This window comes from Roseibium sp., from assembly GCF_965216085.1.
Classification (GTDB): domain Bacteria; phylum Pseudomonadota; class Alphaproteobacteria; order Rhizobiales; family Stappiaceae; genus Roseibium.
Map to the genome: position 1 here is coordinate 570,958 of NZ_OZ244138.1, position 21,738 is coordinate 592,695.

At 55.3% G+C, this 21,738-nt stretch carries 21 protein-coding genes; 6 read left to right on the forward strand and 15 right to left on the reverse strand.

Features of this window, described 5'->3' with window-relative positions:
* Window positions 1-3: 3 nt before the first annotated feature.
* Window positions 4-852: a MurR/RpiR family transcriptional regulator gene (locus tag ACOOFE_RS02665; RefSeq protein WP_420413528.1), complete on the reverse strand. Its 849-nt coding sequence runs from the start codon at window positions 850-852 to the stop codon at window positions 4-6.
* 116 nt (window positions 853-968) lie between these two features.
* Between ACOOFE_RS02665 and iolG the strand changes: the two genes are divergently transcribed.
* A complete protein-coding gene (gene iolG, locus ACOOFE_RS02670; RefSeq protein WP_420413529.1) occupies window positions 969-1,970 on the forward strand; it encodes an inositol 2-dehydrogenase in 1,002 nt (333 codons plus the stop codon).
* A 263-nt stretch (window positions 1,971-2,233) separates the two neighbouring features.
* On the forward strand, window positions 2,234-2,905 hold the full coding sequence (locus tag ACOOFE_RS02675; RefSeq protein WP_420413530.1) for a DsbA family oxidoreductase: 672 nt from the start codon (window positions 2,234-2,236) through the stop codon (window positions 2,903-2,905).
* Between the two features lie 22 nt (window positions 2,906-2,927).
* Here ACOOFE_RS02675 and ACOOFE_RS02680 read toward each other — a convergent pair whose 3' ends face one another.
* The 10 genes from ACOOFE_RS02680 to ACOOFE_RS02725 all read right to left on the reverse strand — a co-directional run bounded on the left by ACOOFE_RS02680 (window position 2,928) and on the right by ACOOFE_RS02725 (window position 13,590).
* The gene (locus ACOOFE_RS02680) at window positions 2,928-4,829 is read right to left on the reverse strand and encodes a beta-galactosidase (RefSeq protein WP_420413531.1); all 1,902 of its coding nucleotides are present in this window, start codon (window positions 4,827-4,829) and stop codon (window positions 2,928-2,930) included.
* An 8-nt stretch (window positions 4,830-4,837) separates the two neighbouring features.
* Window positions 4,838-5,677 carry an SMP-30/gluconolactonase/LRE family protein gene (locus tag ACOOFE_RS02685; RefSeq protein WP_420413532.1) on the reverse strand — a complete coding sequence of 280 codons (840 nt, stop codon included), beginning with the start codon at window positions 5,675-5,677 and terminating at the stop codon, window positions 4,838-4,840.
* Between the two features lie 4 nt (window positions 5,678-5,681).
* Window positions 5,682-6,296 (reverse strand): 2-dehydro-3-deoxy-6-phosphogalactonate aldolase, encoded by a 615-nt coding sequence (locus tag ACOOFE_RS02690; protein ID WP_420413533.1) that lies wholly within the window; start codon window positions 6,294-6,296, stop codon window positions 5,682-5,684.
* Entirely contained in the window at window positions 6,293-7,213 is a 921-nt protein-coding gene (locus tag ACOOFE_RS02695) for a 2-dehydro-3-deoxygalactonokinase (RefSeq protein ID WP_420413534.1), read from the reverse strand. Before ACOOFE_RS02695 ends, ACOOFE_RS02690 begins: the two co-directional genes overlap by 4 nt.
* A complete protein-coding gene (locus tag ACOOFE_RS02700) occupies window positions 7,210-7,974 on the reverse strand; it encodes an SDR family NAD(P)-dependent oxidoreductase (RefSeq protein ID WP_420413535.1) in 765 nt (254 codons plus the stop codon). The genes ACOOFE_RS02695 and ACOOFE_RS02700 overlap by 4 nt, the downstream gene beginning before the upstream one ends.
* A 53-nt stretch (window positions 7,975-8,027) precedes the next feature.
* Window positions 8,028-10,109 carry an alpha-galactosidase gene (locus ACOOFE_RS02705; RefSeq protein ID WP_420413536.1) on the reverse strand — a complete coding sequence of 694 codons (2,082 nt, stop codon included), beginning with the start codon at window positions 10,107-10,109 and terminating at the stop codon, window positions 8,028-8,030.
* Complete coding sequence (locus ACOOFE_RS02710; RefSeq protein WP_420413537.1) at window positions 10,106-10,954, reverse strand: carbohydrate ABC transporter permease; 849 nt, start codon at window positions 10,952-10,954, stop codon at window positions 10,106-10,108. Before ACOOFE_RS02710 ends, ACOOFE_RS02705 begins: the two co-directional genes overlap by 4 nt.
* 1 nt (window position 10,955) lies before the next feature.
* Window positions 10,956-11,309, reverse strand: coding sequence for an MmcQ/YjbR family DNA-binding protein (locus ACOOFE_RS02715; RefSeq protein WP_420413538.1), 354 nt, complete (start codon window positions 11,307-11,309; stop codon window positions 10,956-10,958).
* Entirely contained in the window at window positions 11,306-12,223 is a 918-nt protein-coding gene (locus tag ACOOFE_RS02720; RefSeq protein ID WP_420413539.1) for a carbohydrate ABC transporter permease, read from the reverse strand. The genes ACOOFE_RS02715 and ACOOFE_RS02720 overlap by 4 nt, the downstream gene beginning before the upstream one ends.
* A gap of 104 nt (window positions 12,224-12,327) precedes the next feature.
* Entirely contained in the window at window positions 12,328-13,590 is a 1,263-nt protein-coding gene (locus ACOOFE_RS02725) for an ABC transporter substrate-binding protein (protein ID WP_420413540.1), read from the reverse strand.
* Between the two features lie 119 nt (window positions 13,591-13,709).
* Here ACOOFE_RS02725 and ACOOFE_RS02730 point away from each other — a divergent pair, with 119 nt between their 5' ends.
* Together ACOOFE_RS02730 and ACOOFE_RS02735 are read left to right on the forward strand one after the other, a co-directional pair.
* Window positions 13,710-14,489 carry an IclR family transcriptional regulator gene (locus ACOOFE_RS02730; RefSeq protein WP_141185001.1) on the forward strand — a complete coding sequence of 260 codons (780 nt, stop codon included), beginning with the start codon at window positions 13,710-13,712 and terminating at the stop codon, window positions 14,487-14,489.
* A 26-nt stretch (window positions 14,490-14,515) separates the two neighbouring features.
* On the forward strand, window positions 14,516-15,577 hold the full coding sequence (locus ACOOFE_RS02735) for an ABC transporter ATP-binding protein (protein WP_420413541.1): 1,062 nt from the start codon (window positions 14,516-14,518) through the stop codon (window positions 15,575-15,577).
* An 18-nt stretch (window positions 15,578-15,595) separates the two neighbouring features.
* Here the strand turns inward: ACOOFE_RS02735 and ACOOFE_RS02740 are convergent, their stop codons facing one another.
* Entirely contained in the window at window positions 15,596-16,417 is an 822-nt protein-coding gene (locus ACOOFE_RS02740; RefSeq protein ID WP_420413542.1) for a substrate-binding periplasmic protein, read from the reverse strand.
* Window positions 16,418-16,705: 288 nt separating this feature from the next.
* On the opposite strand from ACOOFE_RS02740, the gene ACOOFE_RS02745 reads away from it, so the two are divergent.
* Window positions 16,706-17,602: a dienelactone hydrolase family protein gene (locus tag ACOOFE_RS02745; RefSeq protein ID WP_420413543.1), complete on the forward strand. Its 897-nt coding sequence runs from the start codon at window positions 16,706-16,708 to the stop codon at window positions 17,600-17,602.
* A gap of 86 nt (window positions 17,603-17,688) precedes the next feature.
* Here the strand turns inward: ACOOFE_RS02745 and ACOOFE_RS02750 are convergent, their stop codons facing one another.
* From ACOOFE_RS02750 to ACOOFE_RS02760, 3 genes are all read right to left on the reverse strand, one after another.
* Entirely contained in the window at window positions 17,689-19,053 is a 1,365-nt protein-coding gene (locus ACOOFE_RS02750; RefSeq protein WP_420413544.1) for a tryptophanase, read from the reverse strand.
* Window positions 19,054-19,311: 258 nt separating this feature from the next.
* Complete coding sequence (locus tag ACOOFE_RS02755; RefSeq protein ID WP_420413545.1) at window positions 19,312-20,325, reverse strand: zinc-binding alcohol dehydrogenase family protein; 1,014 nt, start codon at window positions 20,323-20,325, stop codon at window positions 19,312-19,314.
* Between the two features lie 102 nt (window positions 20,326-20,427).
* Window positions 20,428-20,718 (reverse strand): putative quinol monooxygenase, encoded by a 291-nt coding sequence (locus ACOOFE_RS02760; protein WP_420413546.1) that lies wholly within the window; start codon window positions 20,716-20,718, stop codon window positions 20,428-20,430.
* Window positions 20,719-20,820: 102 nt separating this feature from the next.
* Between ACOOFE_RS02760 and ACOOFE_RS02765 the strand changes: the two genes are divergently transcribed.
* Complete coding sequence (locus ACOOFE_RS02765) at window positions 20,821-21,717, forward strand: LysR family transcriptional regulator (RefSeq protein WP_420413547.1); 897 nt, start codon at window positions 20,821-20,823, stop codon at window positions 21,715-21,717.
* Window positions 21,718-21,738 lie beyond the last annotated feature (21 nt).

Consider the following 21,738-nt stretch of genomic DNA (forward strand, 5'->3'; position numbering starts at 1 on the left):
TTTCTAAAAAATGGAATCTGACTTCCGTCGAGTGCCGACGGAGACGGCCAAAGCGATGGCCAGCGACAGGCTCGCGGAGAGGGCCCGGAACGCGCCAACGTCCAGTTCGGATACCAGTAGCTGTATGGCCTTCAGCTTGGCAAGCGGGCTGGTGACGACATCGGTAATCGCGACAATATCAGCGCCATTGGCACGGGCCTTGGAGACAAGGTCGAGGGTGAGTTGAGAATACGGTGAGAAAGTCACAGCAATGACGGCATCATTCGGCCGGATCAAATGATCCATTTGGATATTGGCGACACCGGAGTGGAGAACTGCCGGAATTTCCATTTTTTCAAAGGCATAGGCAAGATAAGACGTGACCGGAAAAGCGCGCCGGAAACCTACGATGTGAATGGTTTCTGCCCGTGTCAAAACATCGACGGCCTGCTGCATCGCCGCCGGATCCACGGTTGCCATCAGGCTTTCCAATGAAGCGCGTCCCACTTCAACAAATTCGGCAAGCAAAGCCGCTGGCGATTCCGCGCCGTGTTCACGTATGCGCGCCAACCGGGTGGGATAATCCGGCCATTTCTGAGAATAATCGGTGCGGAAGAGCTTCTGCATTTGAGAAAAACCGCTGAACCCCATTTCCTGGCAAAAGCGCATGGCGGCGGACGGCTGGACCTCAGCTGCAGCTGCGAGTTCGGCGACTGTTGAAACGGCTACCCGATCCGGATTGGCAGCGATATAATCGGCAAATTGCTTCAGCCGTTTTGGTAAGCTGTCTGCGCGCGCGCCCAAGCGGTCTAAGAAGGCGTCCACGGTGGCTGGGGCGGCCTCACCGGAAGCGGCGGCAGAGTTATCGCTCATATGTTGGCCTTTTCCATCTTGACACATTCCACTGAAAGTGATTTTGGAATTTTTATTCTAATTTGGCAACCCGCTGACAACCGTCTGCCGATTTGCCGCTGCCTGGAGGACTACTCATGACCGTGAACATTGCCCTGTTGGGCGCGGGACGAATTGGTAAGGTGCATGCAAAGGCGGTGGCGGCGACCGAGGGAGCAGAGCTGGTTGCTGTTGCTGACGCTTTTCCGGATGCGGCCCAGGCGCTGGCCAAATCCTCTGGAGCCCGGGTCAGCAGCATTGATGAGATTGCAGGTACTGATGATGTTGACGCGGTTGTTGTTTGCACACCGACGGACACGCATGCGGATCTGATCGAACAGTTTGCGCGTGCCGGCAAGGCGATCTTTTGCGAAAAACCGATCGATCTCTCGCTGGAGCGGGTCAAGTCCTGTCTTAAAACCGTTGAGGATGAGGGCGGGACATTGATGCTTGGGTTTAACCGCCGGTTCGACCCACATTTCAAGGCGGTTCGCGCGGCGATTGATGCCGGTCAGATCGGTGATGTGGAAATGGTCGAGATTACGTCCCGGGATCCGGGCGCACCGCCGCCAGCCTATATTCAATCGTCCGGCGGAATTTTCCGGGACATGACCATTCATGATTTTGATATGGCCCGCTTTCTTCTCGGCGAAGAAGTCACGACGGTCTATGCAACTGCGTCGGTTTTGGTGGACCCGGAGATTGGGAAACTCGGGGACTATGACAGCGCGATGGTGGTGTTGACGACAGCATCGGGAAAACAATGCTCGATCTCCAACTCGCGCCGCGCCGTCTATGGTTATGACCAGCGGATCGAGGTCCATGGCTCCAAGGGGGCTGTTGCCGCTGAGAACCAGCGTCCAGTCTCCATTGAAGTGGCCACAGCCGATGGTTATACCCGCCCGCCATTGCATGATTTTTTCATGACCAGATACACCGAGGCCTATGCTGCCGAGATCGCAGCCTTCGTTAAAGCGATTGGCGCCAATCAAGCACCGTCTCCCAACGGAGAAGACGGCCTCAAGGCCCTGGCCCTGGCCGAGGCTGCCTTGAAATCCGTCGCCGAACGCCGGGCTGTCGGTATCGACGAAGTCCGATAGTGCTTGGCGGGAGGCCGGGTGATAGCTGATCTTGGCTTCAACGATCTCTAGGTGATCGAGGTTCATGAATTCCAGTGGGCAATTGCCAAAGATTAGGCGACCGTACCAAGCTTTGATGCGGGCTCCATCTTGAAGCGGAAAACCTCGCAATCGCGAAATCCGGTGAAACCGGCATTCGGGTTCAGCTGGGGTAAACTGGTCGAAGGTGATTGCCGGAGCGGGATAAGCCACCATATTGTGGTGAAATTCATTAGGAGATCACAATGACAGACATGACCGACCTCGATATGGAAGAGGTGCTCCAAATCGACATCGTGTCCGATGTGGTCTGTCCCTGGTGCATCGTTGGTTTCAAGCAGCTGGAACAGGCGATCCAGCAGGTTGGCGTGACGGCGGCGATCAAATGGCACCCGTTTGAGCTCAACCCGGATATGGCCGAGGACGGCGAGAACCTGCGTGAACATATCATGCGCAAATACGGGTCGACCGCAGAGCAGTCACAATCGGCGCGGGACCGTTTGACAGCGCTTGGTAGTGAGCTTGGATTTGAGTTCCGGTTTTCCGATGACAGCCGGATGGTCAATACCTTTAAAGCACACCAACTCATTCACTGGGCCGGGCCGGAAGGCAAGGAACATCCGCTCAAGATGGCTTTGTTTGAAGCTTATTTCCGTGATGGCAAGGATCTGAACAACAATGAGGTTCTCGCCGATATTGCTGGCAGCATTGGCCTGGACCGGGATGAAGCTCTCAAAGTCCTGAACGAAAACCGGTTTGCCGAGGACATCCGCCAGGAAGAAGACTTCTGGCGGCAGAACGGAATTCAGGGCGTACCGGCCGTGATTTTTGACCGGCGCCATCTGATCACCGGTGCGCAAGGTGTCGACAATTACGCCTCAATCCTGAAGCAACTGGTTGAGGGTGAAGCGGCCTGAGCCGCGTCACCGTCTGCGTTCACTAGATTTTCTCAAACAACACACCGGCCGCCTCAATGCGTCCTGCAGGTGTTTCGGCCGGGGTAGCGCCGTAGTTGGTCCAGATTCTGAGGCCGTTGGTATCCCGGCAGCGAACCCCATCCTGAAGGTCCAGAGTGGACAGTCCAACTTTGTTATTTATCTGACTAAATAATCTCATCCAAGCGATTTCATCACACCAGCCGCCTACATAAGTCAGATTACCGGTGGATACAGCCGCCGCTTGCCCACCCTCCAGTTCAAGCAGCGTTTCGGCGGATCCTGCAAGTTCCTCCCGGTAGCCGGAAAAAGTGCCACCGCCTTTGAGGGGCAGAGGCATGTCCGGACGGAGGCTTTCCACGCGTGAGACCGTGACATCCAGCCCCGGCATATCCGGAGGCAGGGGGACAGGAATGACCATATCGGCATTGCGGGCGGCGGTTCGCGGTCCCAGAACAACTTCAGCCTCCGCCTCGGCGAGTGCATTTTTCAAGTCATTCGGCATATAGATCATGCCCGGTGCGGCCACGATCTTGTAGCCTGAAAAATCGCGTGTCTCTGGCCGCAAAATGTCTATGGAAAGGCCAAGTTTGCGCAGGGCCTTATAAGCATCGAACACCAGCTGGAAATAGGTGAGGCCTGCCCCATGCGGCTGGGTCGCCCAGGCAAAGTCGGCGTCATAATCGAAGATCAGGGCAACAGGTGCTTGCGGAGCAGAAACCTCCGGGGCTTCGTGCAGTTCATCTGCGACTTGACGGGCTTCGATCAACGCCGGTGCGTCGGCATTGTCCGGGCGGAGCATGCCGGCGTGCATTTGTTCCTGGGCAAACGGCGCTTGCCGCCACCGGAAATAACAGACGGCTTCGGCGCCATGGGCATAAGCCTCCCAGGCCCAAAGGCGCATCATACCTGGAAGCGGCGCCGGATTGAAAGGCGCCCAATTAACTGGTCCCGGCTGTTGTTCCATCACCCACCAACGACCTTTTCCAACCGATCGGTATAAATCGTGATGGAACGCCTGAAAGTCGGGGTCTCCCTGGCGGGCATAAGTTTTTTGATGCTCAGCCGAAGCCCCGACACGATCTTCCAAAAAGCCGAGCGGATAGCTGTCCCATGTTGCGATGTCCAGATCGTCTCCGACATTGAAGTGATCGAAATCTGTGATCCGGCCCATATAATTGTGGCTGACCGGTGCATCGGAATGCGCACGAATGATGTCCACTTGACGTATGTTGAAGGCGGCTACCTGGTCGGAAGAAAACTGCCGGAACGCCAGCGCATGGGACGGGTTTGGTTCGGTCACCGTGAGGTTCGGCAGATCGATCTCATTGAAGCTGTTGTAATCCATCGACCAGAAGACATTGCCCCAGGACCGGTTGAGGGCTTCGATGGTCGCGTAGCGTTTTTCGAGCCACAGGCGGAAGGCCGTGCGCGCGGCATCTGAATAGGAGATCGTGGTGTCGTGGCAACCGTATTCGTTGTCAGTCTGCCAGGCGCCGACATAAGGATTTTTGCCATAACGCTCGGCGATCAGTTTGACGATCCGGTCGCTCTCAGCCTTGTAGCCTTCATGGGAAAAACAATAGTGGCGGCGGGAGCCGAACTTGCGCGGGGTGCCGTTGGCATCAACGGCCAGCATGTCCGGATGTTTGTCGATCATCCAGCGGGGCGGTGTCGCCGTTGGTGTGCCCAGAACCACTTTGAGCCCGGCCTGGCCGAGTGTTTCGATGGCCCGGTCGAGCCAGTCAAATTTCAGGTCGTCTTGGGCCGGCTCAAGCCGTGACCAGGCAAATTCTCCGATCCGGACCCAGGTCAAACCGGTGTCCTTCATCCGGCGGGCGTCTGCTTCCCAGATCTCTTCCGGCCAATGTTCCGGATAGTAGCAGGTGCCAAGCGTACGTTTCATGTCAGTCTCTATAGAAGAACGCGGTGTTCGGCTTGTCCGGGAACAGCGGTTTCGACCGTAAAAGTCTTGCCGTCATCCTTGCCGTTTAATCCGTCGGTCGCAGATGTGGCGAAGAGTGTTTTCATATCCGGGCCGCCAAAGGCCGGGCAGGTCATCTGCGCTGCCGGATATGTGATCTCATCAACAAAGGATCCATCGGGTGAATAGCGGGCGAGACGGGACGCGCCCCATTGCGCATTCCAAAGATATCCATCGCGATCAACCACGGCGCCGTCCGGGTTCAAGTTGTCGCGCGAAAGATCGATATGGAGTTCATCGGAGGCTGCAGGCCAGCCATGCTCATCGAGCGCGACCTTTCGGATGCTCTGGGTCGCGGTATCGGAGAAATAGGCGGTCGTTCCGTCCGGTGAGAAGCAAATCGCATTGGAAATGGTGATACGGGAGAAGAGTTGGCGCAGTTCTCCCTGGTAATACCGGTAGATCGCACCGGCGCCCTTTTCGGCGTTTTTGCCCATCGTCCCGATCCAGAACCCGCCATAGGGGTCAGCGCGCCCATCATTGGAGCGGGTCACCGGATTGTCGGCTTCCAGCGGGCAAAGCAGTTGGGCTGCGCCGGTTTCGATATCAAAGAGAAACAGTTTGCTCTCGCTGGCAATCAGCAAAGCATGGGCGCTGATCCAGCCAGCAGCAGACACGTGCTCTTCAAACAGCCACGTTTTTTCGTCATTATTTATCCGGCTAAGTAATTTCTTGTTGAGGATATCGAACCAAAAAAGTTGCTGGCGCTCAGGATGCCACAGCGGGCCTTCACCCAAGAGACACTGCCGGTTGTCGAAAGTGCGTGTCATACGATTATCCGTTGGCTGCGACAGCAGCATCATAGGCCGCGACGATGGTATCGGCCCGTATTTTGACCTCTTCGACCGAGAAACCGGGTTGGTACAATGCCGTTCCGATGCCAAAGCCGGTCGCGCCGACACTCAGCCAATCGCCAAAGTTATTTGGACCCGCGCCACCGACAGCATAGGTTTTTGTTCCTTTGGGCAGGACGGCGCGCACAGCTTTTAGGCCATCCGGGCCGATGAGCGACGCCGGGAAAAACTTCAGGCCGTCTGCTCCACTGCGCAAAGCGCTGAAGCACTCAGTTGGTGTCATGACACCGGGAAACGACAACATGCCTTCAGCTTTTGTGATCCGGATTACGTCAGGATTGCAGTCCGGAGACACGATCAGAGAACCACCCGCGGCTTTGACCTGATGGACCTGTTCTGTTTCAAGAACCGTTCCAGCACCGATCTCCGCCTTGCCTTCATATGCCTTGGCCATTGCCGCAATGCTTGTCAGCGGATCCGGAGAGTTCAGCGGAACTTCGATTTTGTCGATCCCGGCATCCACAAGAACGTCCGTAATAGGCAGGGCTTCGTCTGGTGTCAGTCCGCGCAGGATCGCGATGATGTTGCGGCTCATGGTTGTTCTTTCAGGTGAGTTTTATAGGCCAAGGTTAGTCCCGTCAGCGTGAGTGTGTCCGCATCCAACGGGTCGCTCTTGTGTTCTAGGGTTCTGAGCGCCGTTGCATAGGCCTTGGCGATGGTATCGCTGCCAAGAATTGCTGTTTGTTTGAGATCGAATATGGGAGCCATGGCTGCCAGTTCCGCGCCGATCAGAAGGCCGGACAACCGACCGCTTGCGGCTTGCGGCGACAAATCATCTACCAGGCCGGACGCCCGAATTCCGAACAGTTCTCCGGTCAGCCGCTCAGGATGTTGCGCCATTTCAAGGACAGCTTCGGTAAAGGCGGTTTCGTCGAGAGCCTCGGCGGAAAGCCCATGTTGCAGAACCGACTGCTTGCGCAGCAAAGCATAAACCTCGCCGGTCATCGACGTACGGAAACGTGTAATAACACCACTTTCCAGAGCGGCCCATTTGGTATGAGTGCCCGGCAAGCACAAAAGCCCCTCAAAGTTCGGGCGGCTAGCTAAAAAACCGGCAATTTGGGTTTCTTCGCCTCGCATGACATCGGCCGGAGACATTTGTTTGATGCCGGGGAGGATCCGGACGTCAAGGCGCGGATCATCGGTTGCAACCGCTGTCGCATCGTGGATGCCTGGAGGGGGGCACGGCGCGGTTTTATAAGGCGCTTCGCTCCAGCCTTGCCGGGATCCGGCCATGCCGCAGACAATGACCGGTGTTGTTCGGCCAGCCGTCAGGCAGTCTTCGACTAACTCCAGCAATGCCGCTTCGAACTGATCCGGTGCAAGTGCGCCCATTCCTTTTTCAGACGACCGGTGCACGATCGGGCAATCGTCAGCGTCGAGCGCCCAAATGCGGAGATTGGTCGTTCCCCAATCCGCGGCTATCCAGGCGATGTCTGCGTTGGAGGTCATCCCGTTACCACCACTCCACCGTCAACAACGAGCGATTGGCCGGTCATGGCCTTGCTAGCCTTGGAGGCAAGGAACAACACCGGGTCGATCATGTCTTCCGGCGCCAACTCGTCCTTCAAGCACTGCCGGTCGATGTGGGCGCTCAAGGCTTCTGGTGTCACCCACATATCCTTTTGTTTTTGGGTCAGAACCCAGCCAGGGGCCACAGCATTGACGCGAATACGATCTGGTCCGAACTCGCGTGCAAGGCTGCGCGTCAGGCCGTTGATGCCGGAATTGGCCGTCGTGTAGGCAGGGTAGCCAGCATTGCCCATCATGTAGGAGATCGAGGTGAAGTTGATGATCGACCCGCCACCGGCAGAGCGCATTCCGGCAACAACGTGCTGGCAGGCAAAGAAATAGGCCTTCAGATTGATGGCTTGAGACCAGTCCCAGAAGTCCTCATCGACTTCTTCTGTTGAATGCCGTTTGTCATTGGCCGCGTTGTTGACCAGAACAGTGATTGCTCCGTGTGCATTTGCAGCTTCGTCCATAGTGGCTTTTAGTGCCGTCATATCGGTGATGTCACACGACAGAAACAAAGGCCGGTTGCCGTGTTTTGTCTCCATCTCGCTGCAAAAGGCAGAGGCGTCGGACCGTTGGACAAATGCAACTTTCGCGCCTTGTGCCAAGAACCCATCCGTTAAGGACGCACCAATGCCGGAACCGCCGCCGGTGATGAAGACCGACCTGTCCTTGAGGTCCGGAAAATTCGCGTACATAAGACGCTCCCTTGTCGAGTTTGCGGCTATCACAGCCGGAATTGTATTGGGTGTCAGGACGACACCTTTTGACCTTCAATGACCCAGATTGTTTCCGGGAACCGCCAAGGCAGCGTCAGGCCATGCGACATCAAATATTGGCCGCTGACCGAAATATCCTGGCTTTTGAGTAGAGGCGCGCCGCGCGAAAGGTGGTGTGCTTCATCGCGGTTTGCCAATGAGATTTTGTAAAACGCTTGTGGGTCAAGACCTGTCAGCCGCACAGGGTAGGGCAGGATCTGGTCTGACGGCCGTGTCAGGGCCGCGAAAGCAGCAAATTTTTGACCGTCCTCCGCGACCTGAATTTCGGCAATGACGGCTGGATCAACGGCATCCAGGCGCAGGATGTCTGCGCTCATCAGCCAGTCCCGATTGGCTTTCCACCACTGGGTGACAGCCATCAACGTTTCAGCTTCCTGGGGCGTCAGTTCGCGCGGATCCATCTCAAAACCCATGTGGCGCTGGGCCGCGGTCCAGGCGCGCAGGGACATGCCAATCACTCGGCCGGAGGTGTGGCAGTGGCGCGGGCCGACATGGGAGCCAGTAACAGATGCGGGCAGGAAGAGCGCTGCATCGTGCTGGATGCGTTGGCGCTCAAGGGCATCATTGCTGTCCGACAGCCAAACGCGTTGAGTGCGTTCCAGAATGCCGAAGTCGATCCGCCCGCCACCGGAAGAACAGCTCTCAAATTCGATATGCGGAAACGCCACTCGTAGCCGGTCAAACAGCTCATAAACGCCGTCCGTTTGGGCAGCATCTACGATCGGCAGGACGCGGTTATGATCCCACTTCACATATCCGATCTTGTGAGCGCCGAGGACCGCAGACATTTGTTCGAACAAATAGTCGCGAACATCCTGGCGCGCCATGTCGAGTACGAGCTGCTGGCGGCCGCGTGTCTGATCCTTTGATCCCAAAATCCATTCGGGATGCGTCCGGTAAAGGTCGCTGTCCTCATTGATCATTTCCGGCTCGTACCAGATGCCGAACTCCAGCCCCAAAGATGACACATGATCGATGAGCGGCGTGAGGCCGTTGGGGTACTTGCGCGGGTCTATTGTCCAGTCGCCAAGGGAGGTCGTGTCGTCGTCGCGTCTGCCGAACCAGCCGTCGTCCAGAACAAAGCGTTCGGCGCCAAGCTCTGCAGCGCGATCTGCAATGGATTTTAGATCGTCAAGTTTGTGATCGAAGTAGATCGCTTCCCAGCAATTGTAATGAACCGGCCGGGGCATACGGGCATCACGAACGATCTGCGTGCGCACATGACGCTGAAACCGGATTGCAGTTCCATTGAAGCCACTGTCGGAAAAGGTGGCGTAAAGCGGGGCTGTTTCAAAGGACTTGCCTTTGGCCATGCTGCTGGTGGCATGACCAAATTGAACCTGGCGGCGCCCATCAGCTAATTCCTCAGCAACCATCTTGTGACCGCCAGACCAGCCATAGTGAAAGGCGTAGGCTTCGCCGGCGGTGTTGGAGGTTGCTTTGCTGCAAACAATCAATCCCGGGAAATGTGCATGGTCGGTGCGGCCGGTCCGGTTGTCGCGGACCCTTGCTCCAGGCGCGAAGGGCAGGCGGCGCGTTTGAAACTCCGAACACCAACGGCCGGAGAATTCGATCATCTCATTGGTGTGCGCCGGAGCCGGCAGAACCGGCGCTGCCAGCCAATCGACGATGATGTCGTTTTTGCTTTGAAGCCGGGTTTGGAGTCTGAGGAGCGATGTTTCTGTTGTGAAACTCAGATCAAAGATGATTGTTAGACCGCACTCAACATCTGCATAGGTCAGGGTGATCTGGTTGCCTGACTGTTCTTCTGAGTGGAAAACGAAGTTTGGACGAAGGACCGCCCCCTCCGCGTCCCGCACTGTCAAACCTGTTTGACCTGGAAAGGTCCAAGAAGCTTCCGGGCTTAAGCTGATAGGCGCGTTTTCATCCACCATACCGCCGGTGACATCCATGATCGCGGCAGCGGCAAGGGGCTCCAGTGCTTCGCCGTCAGGCAGCGCAGGACCCCAGTAGATCACTTCCGGCAGTCTATTTTCTCGGCTTGCCAGGACCAGGCTCTGACGGTCATCGCCAAGGTGCCAGGTTTTCATCATTTGACGGCCCCGAGCGTCAGTCCGGCGATGAAGTGCCGCTGCATCATGAAGAACATGGCAACCGGGGGGAGTGCCGCAACAATCGAACCGGCGCTCATCAGGTGATAAGCCGCGCGGTACTGCGCATTGAAAGAGGTAATGCCAGCGGTCACTGGCTGGCTTTCGACGCCTTGGGTCAGGACAATCGCCCAGAAATAGTCGTTCCAGATGAAGGTGAAGATCAGGACCGACAGCGCCGCAATCGCCGGTTTCATCAAGGGCAGCACGATATACCAGAAGATCCGCCATTCCGCGACACCTTCCACGCGGGCAGCCTCGATCAGCTCAAAGGGCAGGGCGCGGATGAAATTGCGCATGAAGAGTGTGCAGAAACCAGTCTGAAAGGCGATGTGAAACAGCACCAGGCCAGTGATGGTGTTGTAGAGCCCCATTTGCAAGGTGAGATCGCGGACCGGGACCATTAGGATCTGGAAGGGCACGAAGTTACCGGCCACGAACATGAAGAAGATCCAGATGTTAGCCTTGAATTTATAAATGCCGAGGGCAAAACCGGTCATGCAGGAGAGAGCGACAGCACCGATGACAGTTGGGATGGTGATCTTGAACGAGTTCAAGAGATACTGCGGCATATCCGAGCCGGTGAAGACCAGCCCGTAGTTGGTGAACCCCTCAAACGACGACGGCCAGCCCCAATAGTTGGCGTTAGCAAAATCCAAATCCGGTTTCACCGAGAAAATCGCGACGGCGATCAGAGGCAAAAGCCACAAGATCAGTGCCAGCGGCAACAGCGTTTTATAGGTGATTTGCCAGGAGCGGGAGGTGCGTTCGATTGGTGTTGGAAACATGTTAGCTCTCCTCCCTTTGCGGAAGGCTTGCCTGGAGTTTTTTTGTCAAGCTGGCGCGAATGATGTCGTAGGACACCGCTATTCTGTGTCGGAGTTCATCTTCAGGCGCATCCCATTCTAGCCGGACCCAGCTTTTGTGGAAGTAGGGCGCTCGAACCGCGACACCGGCGTCGATCAATACATCGGCGGTTTCGATATCCGGGCACTTCACCGAGACACCGTCTCCTTTTGATCCGATACAAGCGAACATCTTGCCGTGGACTTTCCAGGCGTCATGCCCGCCGCCCCAGGGGTCTGATTTTTCAGCGCCAGGGAGTTTTGCGCAGATTTCATTGACGAGGGTCCGGCCGGTCATCGAGCCTTCTCCTCTTTGTACATGGACCAGAGGAAGTAGGCGATGAAGGCCAGCATGATCAGGAACAGGACAACGGCAATGGCCGCGCCATAGCCCATGCGGAAACCGTATTCGGAGAGCGCAACCTCGAACATATAAAAGCTGAGCACCCGGCTGGCGCCAAACGGGCCGCCGTTGGTCATGATCGAGATGAGGTCGAAAGAGCGCAATGCGCCGATGATGGTGACAACGAAAGCGATGAAGGTCGCGGGCCGCAGTTGCGGAATGATGATGTACCAGAGCATACGCCAGCCTTTGGCACCATCCAGGCGGCCGGCTTCGATTTGCTCCGGGTCGACGGCATTGAGACCGGTGAGATACAAAATCATGCAATAGGCTGTTTGCGGCCAGAGACCGGCCACGATGATGCCGATCGTAACGTAGTCCTCATCACCAAGCACGTTGATCGGTGGGATCCCGACAGATCCCAGAAGAACGTTCAGGATCCCAAACGTCGGATCATAAAACCAAGTGAACACCAGGCCGACAACCACTTGTGAAATCACGAACGGAAAGAAAAACAGCGATTTATAGAGCCGGATACCGGTGACAGTCTGGTTCAGGAAAAGCGCGATGAAGAGGCCGGCCGGAATGGCCGCAAGATAAAGAAGCAGCCAGATGACGTTGTTTTTGAGCGATGTGTAAAACGCGTCGTCCCAATAGAGTTCTTCGTAATTGTAAAGGCCGACAAATTCGGCCTGTCCAAGCCCATCCCATTCATACAGGGACAGGTTGAACGACTGGAAGATCGGAAAGATCACATAAAAAAGGAAAAATAGGATGCCCGGCGCCAGGAAAAGCCATGGTGTCAGCTGCTGCTGGTTTTTGTGCCACCAGGAACTCCGGCGGGTTTGGGCGTCAATCGTGTAGGCCATTTGAAAACTCACTTGGATGTGCCACTTGCAGCAATCCGGCTGGCAAACCGATCAGGAAAGACAGGGTGCCGTGGCACCCTGCCTGGACTTTCAAATCAGTGCGATCAGTTGTCGTAGATACGCTTTGCGGAGCGGTCCAAACGGGCCAGGATCTTGTCCAGGTTGTCCGGCTTGACCATGAATTCCTGCATGCCCTCCATAGCAACTTTCGCCATTTCGGCCGGGGCGTCGCGGTCAAAGAACTGGGCAACACCACCCGGGGAATTGGTCGACAGCATTTCAAAGCCCTGCTCGAGGAACTTGTCTTTGTCGACTGACGACTTGGCATTGACCGGCAGCTGGCCAAGATTTTTACCGTCGTTGATCCAGGTCTGAACGTCCGCCGATACCACGTACTTCAGGAATTCGCGGGCGTTTTCCTTGTTGGTGGCGTTTGCCGGAATGTGGAACGTATCCGTTGGTGCGTCTTCTGCCTTTTCAATTCCCGGGGTGATTTCGACGAACTGATAAAAGTCGAGCTGATCGTCGGTGAGACCGGCATCGCGCAGCGGCGCGACGGCAAAGTTCCCCATCAAGTACGCGGCTGCATCGCCCTTGACCATAAACGGCAGAGCTTCCTGCCAGGAATAGGTCTGGTGGTTGTCGATGAAGGCGCCCATGTCGATAAGCTCGCGCCAGTTGGCAAAGGTCGCGCGGACTTTTTCAGAATCCCACTTTTCCTTGCCAGTCAGCAGGTCCATGTGGAAGTCGAAGCCGTTGGTGCGCATGTTCAGGTAGTCGAACCAGCCGCCAGCAGTCCAAAGGAACTTGGTGCCGATGGTGTAACACTTCTTCCCGGCATCAATGATTTTTTGGCAGTTGGCTTTTTCTTCCGCCCATGTTGCCGGTTCCGTAAGCCCCAGCTCGTCAAAGATGTCTTTGCGGTAATAAACGCCCCACTGATAGTAGGTGTAAGGTACGCCCCACTGCTTGCCATCAATGGTCATCGCGCCTTTGGTGGACGCAAGGTTCTCGCCAATTTCTGTTCCCTCCCAGAGATCAGAAACGTCTTCGAACAGACCTGCCGCCACATAAGGCCGCATCCGGTTGGCTGCGTACCAGGTGTTCACATCCGGGGCATTCGCCGTCAGGAAGTTGCGGATCTGCGTTTTGTAGGCTTCTCGGTCAATCACCGTGGTTTCGATGTTGAGATCAGGGTTTTGAGCCTGAAAGTCCGCAATCATCTTCTCCATGGTTGCCCGTGGAGCTGGATTGGACGTGTCCAGGAATATTTTCAGATCGCCGGTCAGGCCATCAGCAAATGCGCCGCTGGTTGCCGTTGCCAAAATGGCAAGGGCTGCCGCGGACGTCTTCAACATGGAACGCATGGTTTCCTCCCTTAAGGTTCCATTATTTGAAACTTGGTTTTGTATATTGATACCTTGAGGTCAAGCGGTTAAGTTGTCAACAGGCCCGGCGCAAAGAAACGGGTTCGCGGAGGAGAAGAATGAACAAACAGGCCACCGGAGATGGAACGGTTGGGAAGGCGCTTGATGTGCTGGATATGGTGTCGGCCAAGGGCCGCCCTGTCCGGTTTTCCGAGCTTTTGAACGAGAGTTCCCATCCCAAGGCGACACTCTACCGGCTGCTGCAGACCCTGGTGAATCAGGGCATGCTGTCTTACGACGACATGCAGCAAACCTATTCTCTTGGCATTCGTCTGGTCCGGCTGGCTCATCAGGCTTGGCGGCAAAGTTCTATTGCACCGATTGCCCGGCCATTTGTCTCCGATTTGTCTGAGGCCGTTGGCGAAACGGTGCACCTGGCGCAGCTCGACAATGGCCAAGTGCTTTATGTCGACAAGCGCAATGCCAAAGACCCGATCGATATGTTTTCCCAAGCGGGCAAAGTTGGGCCGGGATACTGCACAGGCGTCGGCAAGGCCTTGATGGCGTATCTGGAGCCTGCGGAGCTGGACCGGGCGATCGCCAAACAATCTTTCTACAGATACACACCTGCAACATTGGCCGACGAAACGTCCTTGCGGGCGGACCTTGATAAAATCCGGGCAGAAGGTGTGGCCTATGACCGGGAAGAGCACGAACCGGAAATCATCTGCATAGCCGCTCCCGTTCTGTCACCAAAGGGGCGCCCGATCGGGGCCTTGTCCGTGACCACGTCGACCCGCAGAAAGAGCCTCGAAGAACTGGAAGAAGCGCGGCCAGCGCTTCTGGAGGCTGCCTCAAAAATCGCTGCTGCTGTCGCTGACTGGCAGTTCCCGGCTTAACCCCTTTCGTAAGGAAGAAGCGTTTTATGTCTGGTGTTACCCTAAGCAAAGCCGTGAAGCAGTATGGCGACGTCCAGGTTATTCACGGTGTGGATCTTCAGATCGATCACGGTGAGTTCTGTGTGTTTGTCGGACCGTCCGGCTGCGGCAAATCCACGTTGTTGCGCATGATTGCCGGTTTGGAAGAAACCACGGACGGCACCATCGAAATCGGCAAGCGGGACGTCACCAAAGTGGACCCGGCCGAGCGCGGTGTTGCCATGGTGTTTCAGACCTATGCGCTTTATCCGCATATGACAGTCGAAGAAAATATGGGTTTTGGCCTGAAGATGAACGGCCACCCGAAAGCCGAGATTTCAGAAAAAGTCGGTGAAGCGGCACGCATCCTGAAGCTTGATCCTTATCTGAAACGCAAGCCGAAAGCGCTGTCTGGTGGTCAGCGCCAGCGGGTTGCTATTGGCCGGGCGATCGTCCGTGGTCCGGAAGTTTTCCTGTTCGATGAGCCGCTGTCCAATCTGGATGCGGAGTTGCGTGTCGATATGCGGGTCGAGATCGCCCGACTGCATAAGGACATCGGCGCGACGATGATTTATGTGACCCACGATCAGGTCGAGGCCATGACCTTGGCCGACAAGATCGTGGTGTTGCGCGCGGGCAAGATCGAGCAGGTCGGCTCACCGATGCAGCTTTATTCCGATCCGGACAACAAGTTCGTTGCCGGGTTCATCGGCTCTCCGTCGATGAATTTCGTTGAAGGCATCGCGGAGGAGGGCGCAGTATCCGTTCCAGCTTTTGGCGGCACGAAAGTGTCCACGTCTGTTACTTTGCCGGCGGCTGGTCAGAAGGTCTTGGTTGGACTGCGTCCGCAACATCTTTTGATCGAACACGCATCCGAAGGTGCCAAAGTGGACCTGTCTGAGCAGCTTGGTGGTGTGGCTTATTCTTACCTGGTTTGTCCGACCGGTGAACGTGTAATTGTCGAAACCAAGGGTGAAGACGTTCCCGTTTCCGATGGAACGGTGTCTGTCACCTTCGATCCCGCTAATGCGTTCTTTTTTGATGCCAATACGGAACAGCGTTTGAGATGATCTGAAACGCGATTTAGATCAATTCGTTCCGCTATCAATAGGACCGGTCAGGTAGTCAAACTCACCGGTCTTTCTGACCGTTCGGTAGGCCGCAAAGAAACGGTCGATGATCCAATCAGGTGTGTTTCGATTAAACGCAAAACTCACGTGGGAACTGTCGGCAAGAAAGACCCGCTCGTAGTTTGACGGGTCAGCTCCAATGGTTCGGGCTTCGAGTTCAAAAGCGGTCCACCCCGTGACGACGAAATCAATTCGACCTGCTTCCAACATCTTTATGTTGATGTCAGCGCGACTATTTCGGGTCAAATGCTTCTGAGGAACCGCATGGCGTTTTGCGAACAACTCGCTGGCGTCATCTATTATCACGCCGATTTGGTATTTATGTAGGTCTTCAGACGTTTGGATCTTATAGTTCCGGCTCTTTTTACCAATGAAGTAGGTGCTGTTTTTCAAGATTGGTCCGACCCACTTGAAGAGATTTTCCCGCTCTGGGGTGCGCGTGGTTGAAAACAGAACCGTGTTTGGTTCGTTTTGCACCCTTAAATATGCACGTGCCCAGGGAAGGACTTGAACATCTTCACGGCCCTGTCTGGAACCTGCCGCCTTGAGGATCGCCAACAGAAAGTCGACCGTAGACCCCTTGAGTTGACCGTTTTCAGTGTACTGGTAGGGGGCCCATTCTTCTGTCACGATATTCAGGTTTGGAAAAAGGTCCTCGGCTTGAGTGGTTGGAGTAAAGAGCATTTGCACCAGAACCAAGCCGCACCAAACTGCAACCACAGAAGCAGCCTGATTTAGAAAGGCATTTGCTCTCCCCTTGGGGCACTCAGCAATGGTCACAGTAACTCTCTCCAGTCTTCCGTTAGGATACATAGAATTATGTGATCGTTAAAAAAGCCTGTCGATGACGTTAGGCCTCAACACAAAGAATTTGGGTATCAGGCGATCCATACATTGATAGAATATTCTGGCCGCGTAGTTTGGCGGCGGAGGCCTTGTAAATCATGGACGTACGCCATAGGCGCCTAGACAACGCTACATTGAATACCGTGTCCCTAATAATGCGACATTGCAGGCGATTTGTGCTTTTGTATTGTTAGTTTTATTTACATCGAAGGAATAAGCCGCATGGTGAAAATGGTGAGCTTGGGGCGTGTGCTCTCATTGATGGCTTTTGTATGTGTGCTCCCCGGAGGGGCGGGGCCGGTGTTGGCAGCCGATGTTACTGTTATCGAATTTCCGAGCGCATCTGCTCCACTAAGCAAGTTTAAAATCAAAAAGGCAAAGGCGAAGGGTGTCGATCTGAAGCCCAAACCCGGTTTTCCAGTTTCCGGCAAACTGCGCTTACCAGAGGGCGAAGGCCGCTTTCCGGCATTGGTCTTGCTGCACGACTGCCAAGGTATTCAAGACTATCAGGACGCATGGGCCGAAACCTTCCGCCTTGCAGGATTTGCGACACTTCAAGTTGACAGTTTTTCCCCGCGGGAAGTGCAGGAGACGTGTGAAAATGTCTTGGGTGAAGGCGTCAGCGGCCGGGGAGGTGAACGGATAATGGATGCGTTTGGCGCGTTGTTCTACCTCAAGCAACACCCGAAAATTGATCCAGACCGGATTGGCGCAGTGGGATGGTCCCGCAGTTCAACCACTGGAAGCGCACTCAGGGATGGGTCACGCCAATTCTTTGATCATGGCTTCAAGGCGGTCGTATCATTTTATCCGAACTGTAAGTCGGTCGCTTCAGCGGTGTTCGCAGACCCAATCCTGATCCTGAACGCGGGCAAGAACGATTGGACCCAGCCCAGCCTTTGTACAAGTTTGGCGAATTCGGATGAAAATGTTGAGATTGTCGAGTTTCCGGATGCGCTCCAAGGGTTCGATGACCCGAAATGGGGAACTGAAACTGTTATGCCTGGATATCAAAACACCCTGAAGAATCCAACCTTCGGTGTGACATTCGGGTTTGACGAAGTGTCCCGGCAAAAGGCGGAGGTCGCCGCCTTGGATTTTCTGAAAGACAATATGTAGTCGGTTCTGTCACGCTGCTCAGAGGACTAATATTTTGCAAGCTATCCGCGCGATCAGGTTGATCGCGCGGATATTCTCGTTTTTGATTAGAGACGTTCGAAGCTGCAGGTGAAGTGTCGCATCAGTTTAGGTTGCCGGGAGATCCGGAAACCCTTGAGACTGTCCTTGATATCGACAAGTTCCTCAAACACTTCAATGATGTAATCTGCGTGGCTTTGCGTGTAGGTGCGCCGGGGAATGGCGAGGCGCACCAAATCCATGGCTGCAGGTGCCTCGCTTCCGTCTGGGTGAGCGCCGAACATGACGGTTCCGATTTCACAGCCGCGAATGCCGCCAAGCTCATAGAGCGCAACCGCTAGCGCTTGCCCTGGATATTCCAGAGGCGGAATGTGCTCCAGCCATTTACGGGAATCAATAAAAACTGCGTGGCCGCCGGCAGGTTTGACGACCGGCACACCAAGCGCATCCAGGCGTTCGATAATGTATTCGTTGGTGCGGATGCGGTAGTGCAGATAGTTTTCGTCGACGATCTCGCTGAGGCCTTGCGCCAATGCATCAAGGTCCCGGCCAGCAAGGCCACCATAAGTTGGAAAGCCTTCTGTCCGGATCAAGTGGGTTCTGGCCTGTTCGGCAAGCTCATCATCATTGAGTGCCAGCCAGCCACCAATGTTGCCAAAGGCGTCTTTTTTGGCACTCATGGTCATACCGTCGGCGCAAGAAAAACAGTCCCGAACGATCTCCGGAATTGAGCGGTCCTGCTGGCCAGGTTCGCGCTGCTTGATGAACCAGGCGTTTTCGGCAAAGCGGCAGCCATCGATGAAAAATGGCTTGTTGTACTCTTTTGCCAGCGCGGACACTTCGCGGATGTTTTCAAGGCTGACCGGCTGGCCACCACCGGCATTGTTGGTGATGGTGAGCATCACACAAGGCACGCTGTCGCCGTGTTCCTCAAGGTAGGCTTCCAATCGGGCCAGATCCATGTTGCCCTTGAAGGGGTGCAGAGAGGCCGGGTCGTTGCCATCTGCAATCACAAGGTCGTGGCCCATCGCGCCGGAAGATTCAATGTTCCCGCGGGTGGTGTCGAAATGGGTGTTGCTTGGAATATTGCGTCCCAGGCCGCCAAAGATCGAAAACAGAATGTCTTCGGCCGCGCGCCCTTGGTGGGTCGGGATCACGTGTTTGAATGGGGCAAGATTTTTAACCGCCGCCTCAAATCGGTAGAAGGAGGGCGACCCGGCATAACTCTCATCGCCGCGCATCATGGCCGCCCATTGGGCCGAGCTCATGGCGCCGGTGCCGCTGTCGGTTAGAAGGTCGATCAGGACATCGTCGGAATGCAGGGCGAACAGGTTGAAATGTGCCTCTTCGAGCAATCTCTGCCGTTCCTCGCGTGTGGTCATGCGAATGGGTTCGACGGATTTGATGCGGAAGGGTTCGATGATGGTCTTCATCAAAGGGCTCCTGATGTCGACCCTTTGGAAATCGCGGCAACATGTAACACGAGAGGGCCGAAGCGCCGCGGTTGCCCTTTAGAGGACCGCGCTCAGCGCCCAATCTGTTGCAAGGGCAAACTATAAACTCCCGAGCCGGATAACAAGGCGCAAAATGGCGCAGCGGCAGCGGGCGATCAGGTTGTAAATTTTGACCTGCCCAGACCAAACGAATGACGCCTGGGCAGGTTCATGTCTGACTGTGGTCCGGCGGAACTCTTAAAAACCTTCAAGGACGAGTTTGCCTTTGGCCTTGCCGGTCTCCAGAAACTCATGCGCACTTTTCAGATTTGCTGCAGAGATGTTTCCGAGGGACTTCGTTGCCGTGGTTTTGATTTTACCCGCATCCGCGAGCTTCGACACCTCGTTTAGGATATCGCTTTGCCGGTCTATGTCTGCGGTTGCAAAGAGCGATCTGGAATACATGAACTCCCAATGGACCGAGATTGACTTGTGCTTGAACGGCATGATGTCAAAGCTTTGGGGATCGTCTATCAGCCCGAACCGTCCCTGAGGTGCCATGAACTCGGCAGCTTGAGCCGTGTAAGCATCGGAATGGTTGGTTGCGAAAACGAACGCTGGAGATCCAAGTCCAAGATCCGTGATTTGCCCAGTCAGATCTTTTGAATGATCCACCACATGGTGGGCGCCAAGATCCTTGACCCATTGCATGGTCTCGGTCCGAGAGGCCGTTGCGATAATCGTGATATCCGTTAATGCCTTCAGCAATTGGATAGCGATGGAGCCAACGCCGCCGGAGCCTCCAATAATCACGATTGCGTTCGCTGCGCCTGGAACCGGATCGGCCACGCGCAAACGGTCGAACAGCATTTCGTATGCGGTCAGGGTTGTCAGCGGGAGGGCAGCTGCCTCGGAAGCTGAAAGCGTTTCTGGCGAATGACCAACAATCCGTTCATCAACAAGGTGATATTCGGAGTTGGTTCCCGGGCGGTTTATGGCTCCTGCATACCAGACGCGGTCACCGGCTTTGAACTGCGTTGCATTGGCGCCAGATTCGACGATTGTCCCCACGGCATCCCAGCCCAGAACAGCCGGAGCGCTGCCCTCTGGTGCCCGGTTTTGCCGGATTTTATAGTCTACCGGGTTAACCGAAACAGCTTCGATTTTCACTAATAGGTCGTGTCCGGTTGGGACAGGTTTTTCAGCTTCAAAATCAATCAGTGCGTCTGCGCGGTCGATTGGACCGGCAGTTCTATACCCAACAGCTTTCATGGGTGGTTCCTTTTATCTTGGAGATGGCAATTTGCCTGTTTTGTTCCGGCTCTTTAGAGAAAATGTATCTGCCGATGCAGCGGAGAGATCCGTCGGGTCTCTTCAACCGATGTGCGTCATTTCATTTACGGTGAACTCGGCAACGGCGCCTTCGGTGGCCGCGAGATAGGCTGCCAGATGCGGGGCTTTCATATGGGCCTGCCACAACTCACGGGTTTCCCAGTTTTCGTAGAACAGAAAATGAGCTGGATTTTCATTGTCCTGATGAAGGTCGTAATTGATGCAGCCCGCTTCTTCGCGGGTGATGTCGATCAGTTTGAGCAGCTCCGTTTTCACAAGCTCTATTTTGTCTGGTTGAGCCGTGATGTTGGCGACGATGGTCAGTTTGGACATTGGGCGGTCTTTCCGGTTCAAAGTGCGTGCTGTGAAAATAGGAAATTGCTATTTCCGGATAAATGGCTGAGTATCGGATTATTAATCCGGAATATCCGCATAATGCTGTTGGACAACATTGCTCTCTTTTTGCTGATCGTCGAAAAAGGCAGTCTTGCAGCCGCAGGGCGTGAAAAAGGCCTGTCGCCGACAACCGTTTCTGAAAGGTTGGCCGCGCTTGAAGCGCACTACGGTGTTGGTCTGTTGAACCGCACGACCCGCTCAATAAGCTTGACTGAAGAAGGGCGTGTGCTTTTCGATGGGGCCAAAACGGTCTTGGCAGAGGTCGAAGATCTGGATACGCGCATTCGCCACGGCGCGGAAACCTTGTCAGGCCCGATCCGGATCAGTGCGCCGCTCGACACCGGACGGGTTGTCATTTCTGATGTCATTGCAGAATTTCTTGCTCGCCATCCGGCAATCACGATCGATCTGTCTTTGTCGGACGGGTATGTCGATATCGTCGGCCGTGGTTTTGATATCGCGGTCCGGTATGGAACCATTACGGACAGCACTTTGCGGATCCGGCCGCTTGGACCGGTTCGCCGAATTGTCTGTGCATCTTCTGCTTATCTTGAAAGAAACGGTGTGCCGGCGGAGCCAGAAGATCTTCTTGACCACAATTGTGTCTTGATGCGGTTTGGCTCAGGTGTCGATAATATCTGGCATTTAGGATCCGGCACCAACGAGCACGTGATTACAGTTCGCGGTGACCGGGTTTCCGATGATGGAGGTTTGGTGCGTCAGTGGGCGTTATCGGGATACGGTATCGCGATGAAGTCGGAAATTGATGTCGGTCCGGACATCAAATCAGGGAAGCTGGTCGAGATTTTGGAAGCGTACCGGCCTCCGCCCGCGCCGCTTCAGATCATGTATCCGCCTGGGCGAGCGCAGCCACGCCGGGTAAGGGCCCTTGCCAGGGAAATCCAAAGGGCGGTCACATCGCGATTGTCAGGTTAGCCGGTCAAGACTTCTGCGACC

Excerpts from the sequence above, each read along its gene's own strand:
- ACOOFE_RS02665 (WP_420413528.1), bottom strand. The coding sequence starts at position 852 with ATGAGCGATAACTCTGCCGCCGCTTCCGGTGAGGCCGCCCCAGCCACC.
- iolG (WP_420413529.1), top strand. The coding sequence starts at position 969 with ATGACCGTGAACATTGCCCTGTTGGGCGCGGGACGAATTGGTAAGGTG.
- ACOOFE_RS02675 (WP_420413530.1), top strand. The coding sequence starts at position 2,234 with ATGACAGACATGACCGACCTCGATATGGAAGAGGTGCTCCAAATCGAC.
- ACOOFE_RS02680 (WP_420413531.1), bottom strand. The coding sequence starts at position 4,829 with ATGAAACGTACGCTTGGCACCTGCTACTATCCGGAACATTGGCCGGAA.
- ACOOFE_RS02685 (WP_420413532.1), bottom strand. The coding sequence starts at position 5,677 with ATGACACGCACTTTCGACAACCGGCAGTGTCTCTTGGGTGAAGGCCCG.
- ACOOFE_RS02690 (WP_420413533.1), bottom strand. The coding sequence starts at position 6,296 with ATGAGCCGCAACATCATCGCGATCCTGCGCGGACTGACACCAGACGAA.
- ACOOFE_RS02695 (WP_420413534.1), bottom strand. The coding sequence starts at position 7,213 with ATGACCTCCAACGCAGACATCGCCTGGATAGCCGCGGATTGGGGAACG.
- ACOOFE_RS02700 (WP_420413535.1), bottom strand. The coding sequence starts at position 7,974 with ATGTACGCGAATTTTCCGGACCTCAAGGACAGGTCGGTCTTCATCACC.
- ACOOFE_RS02705 (WP_420413536.1), bottom strand. The coding sequence starts at position 10,109 with ATGATGAAAACCTGGCACCTTGGCGATGACCGTCAGAGCCTGGTCCTG.
- ACOOFE_RS02710 (WP_420413537.1), bottom strand. The coding sequence starts at position 10,954 with ATGTTTCCAACACCAATCGAACGCACCTCCCGCTCCTGGCAAATCACC.
- ACOOFE_RS02715 (WP_420413538.1), bottom strand. The coding sequence starts at position 11,309 with ATGACCGGCCGGACCCTCGTCAATGAAATCTGCGCAAAACTCCCTGGC.
- ACOOFE_RS02720 (WP_420413539.1), bottom strand. The coding sequence starts at position 12,223 with ATGGCCTACACGATTGACGCCCAAACCCGCCGGAGTTCCTGGTGGCAC.
- ACOOFE_RS02725 (WP_420413540.1), bottom strand. The coding sequence starts at position 13,590 with ATGCGTTCCATGTTGAAGACGTCCGCGGCAGCCCTTGCCATTTTGGCA.
- ACOOFE_RS02730 (WP_141185001.1), top strand. The coding sequence starts at position 13,710 with ATGAACAAACAGGCCACCGGAGATGGAACGGTTGGGAAGGCGCTTGAT.
- ACOOFE_RS02735 (WP_420413541.1), top strand. The coding sequence starts at position 14,516 with ATGTCTGGTGTTACCCTAAGCAAAGCCGTGAAGCAGTATGGCGACGTC.
- ACOOFE_RS02745 (WP_420413543.1), top strand. The coding sequence starts at position 16,706 with ATGGTGAAAATGGTGAGCTTGGGGCGTGTGCTCTCATTGATGGCTTTT.
- ACOOFE_RS02750 (WP_420413544.1), bottom strand. The coding sequence starts at position 19,053 with ATGAAGACCATCATCGAACCCTTCCGCATCAAATCCGTCGAACCCATT.
- ACOOFE_RS02755 (WP_420413545.1), bottom strand. The coding sequence starts at position 20,325 with ATGAAAGCTGTTGGGTATAGAACTGCCGGTCCAATCGACCGCGCAGAC.
- ACOOFE_RS02760 (WP_420413546.1), bottom strand. The coding sequence starts at position 20,718 with ATGTCCAAACTGACCATCGTCGCCAACATCACGGCTCAACCAGACAAA.
- ACOOFE_RS02765 (WP_420413547.1), top strand. The coding sequence starts at position 20,821 with ATGCTGTTGGACAACATTGCTCTCTTTTTGCTGATCGTCGAAAAAGGC.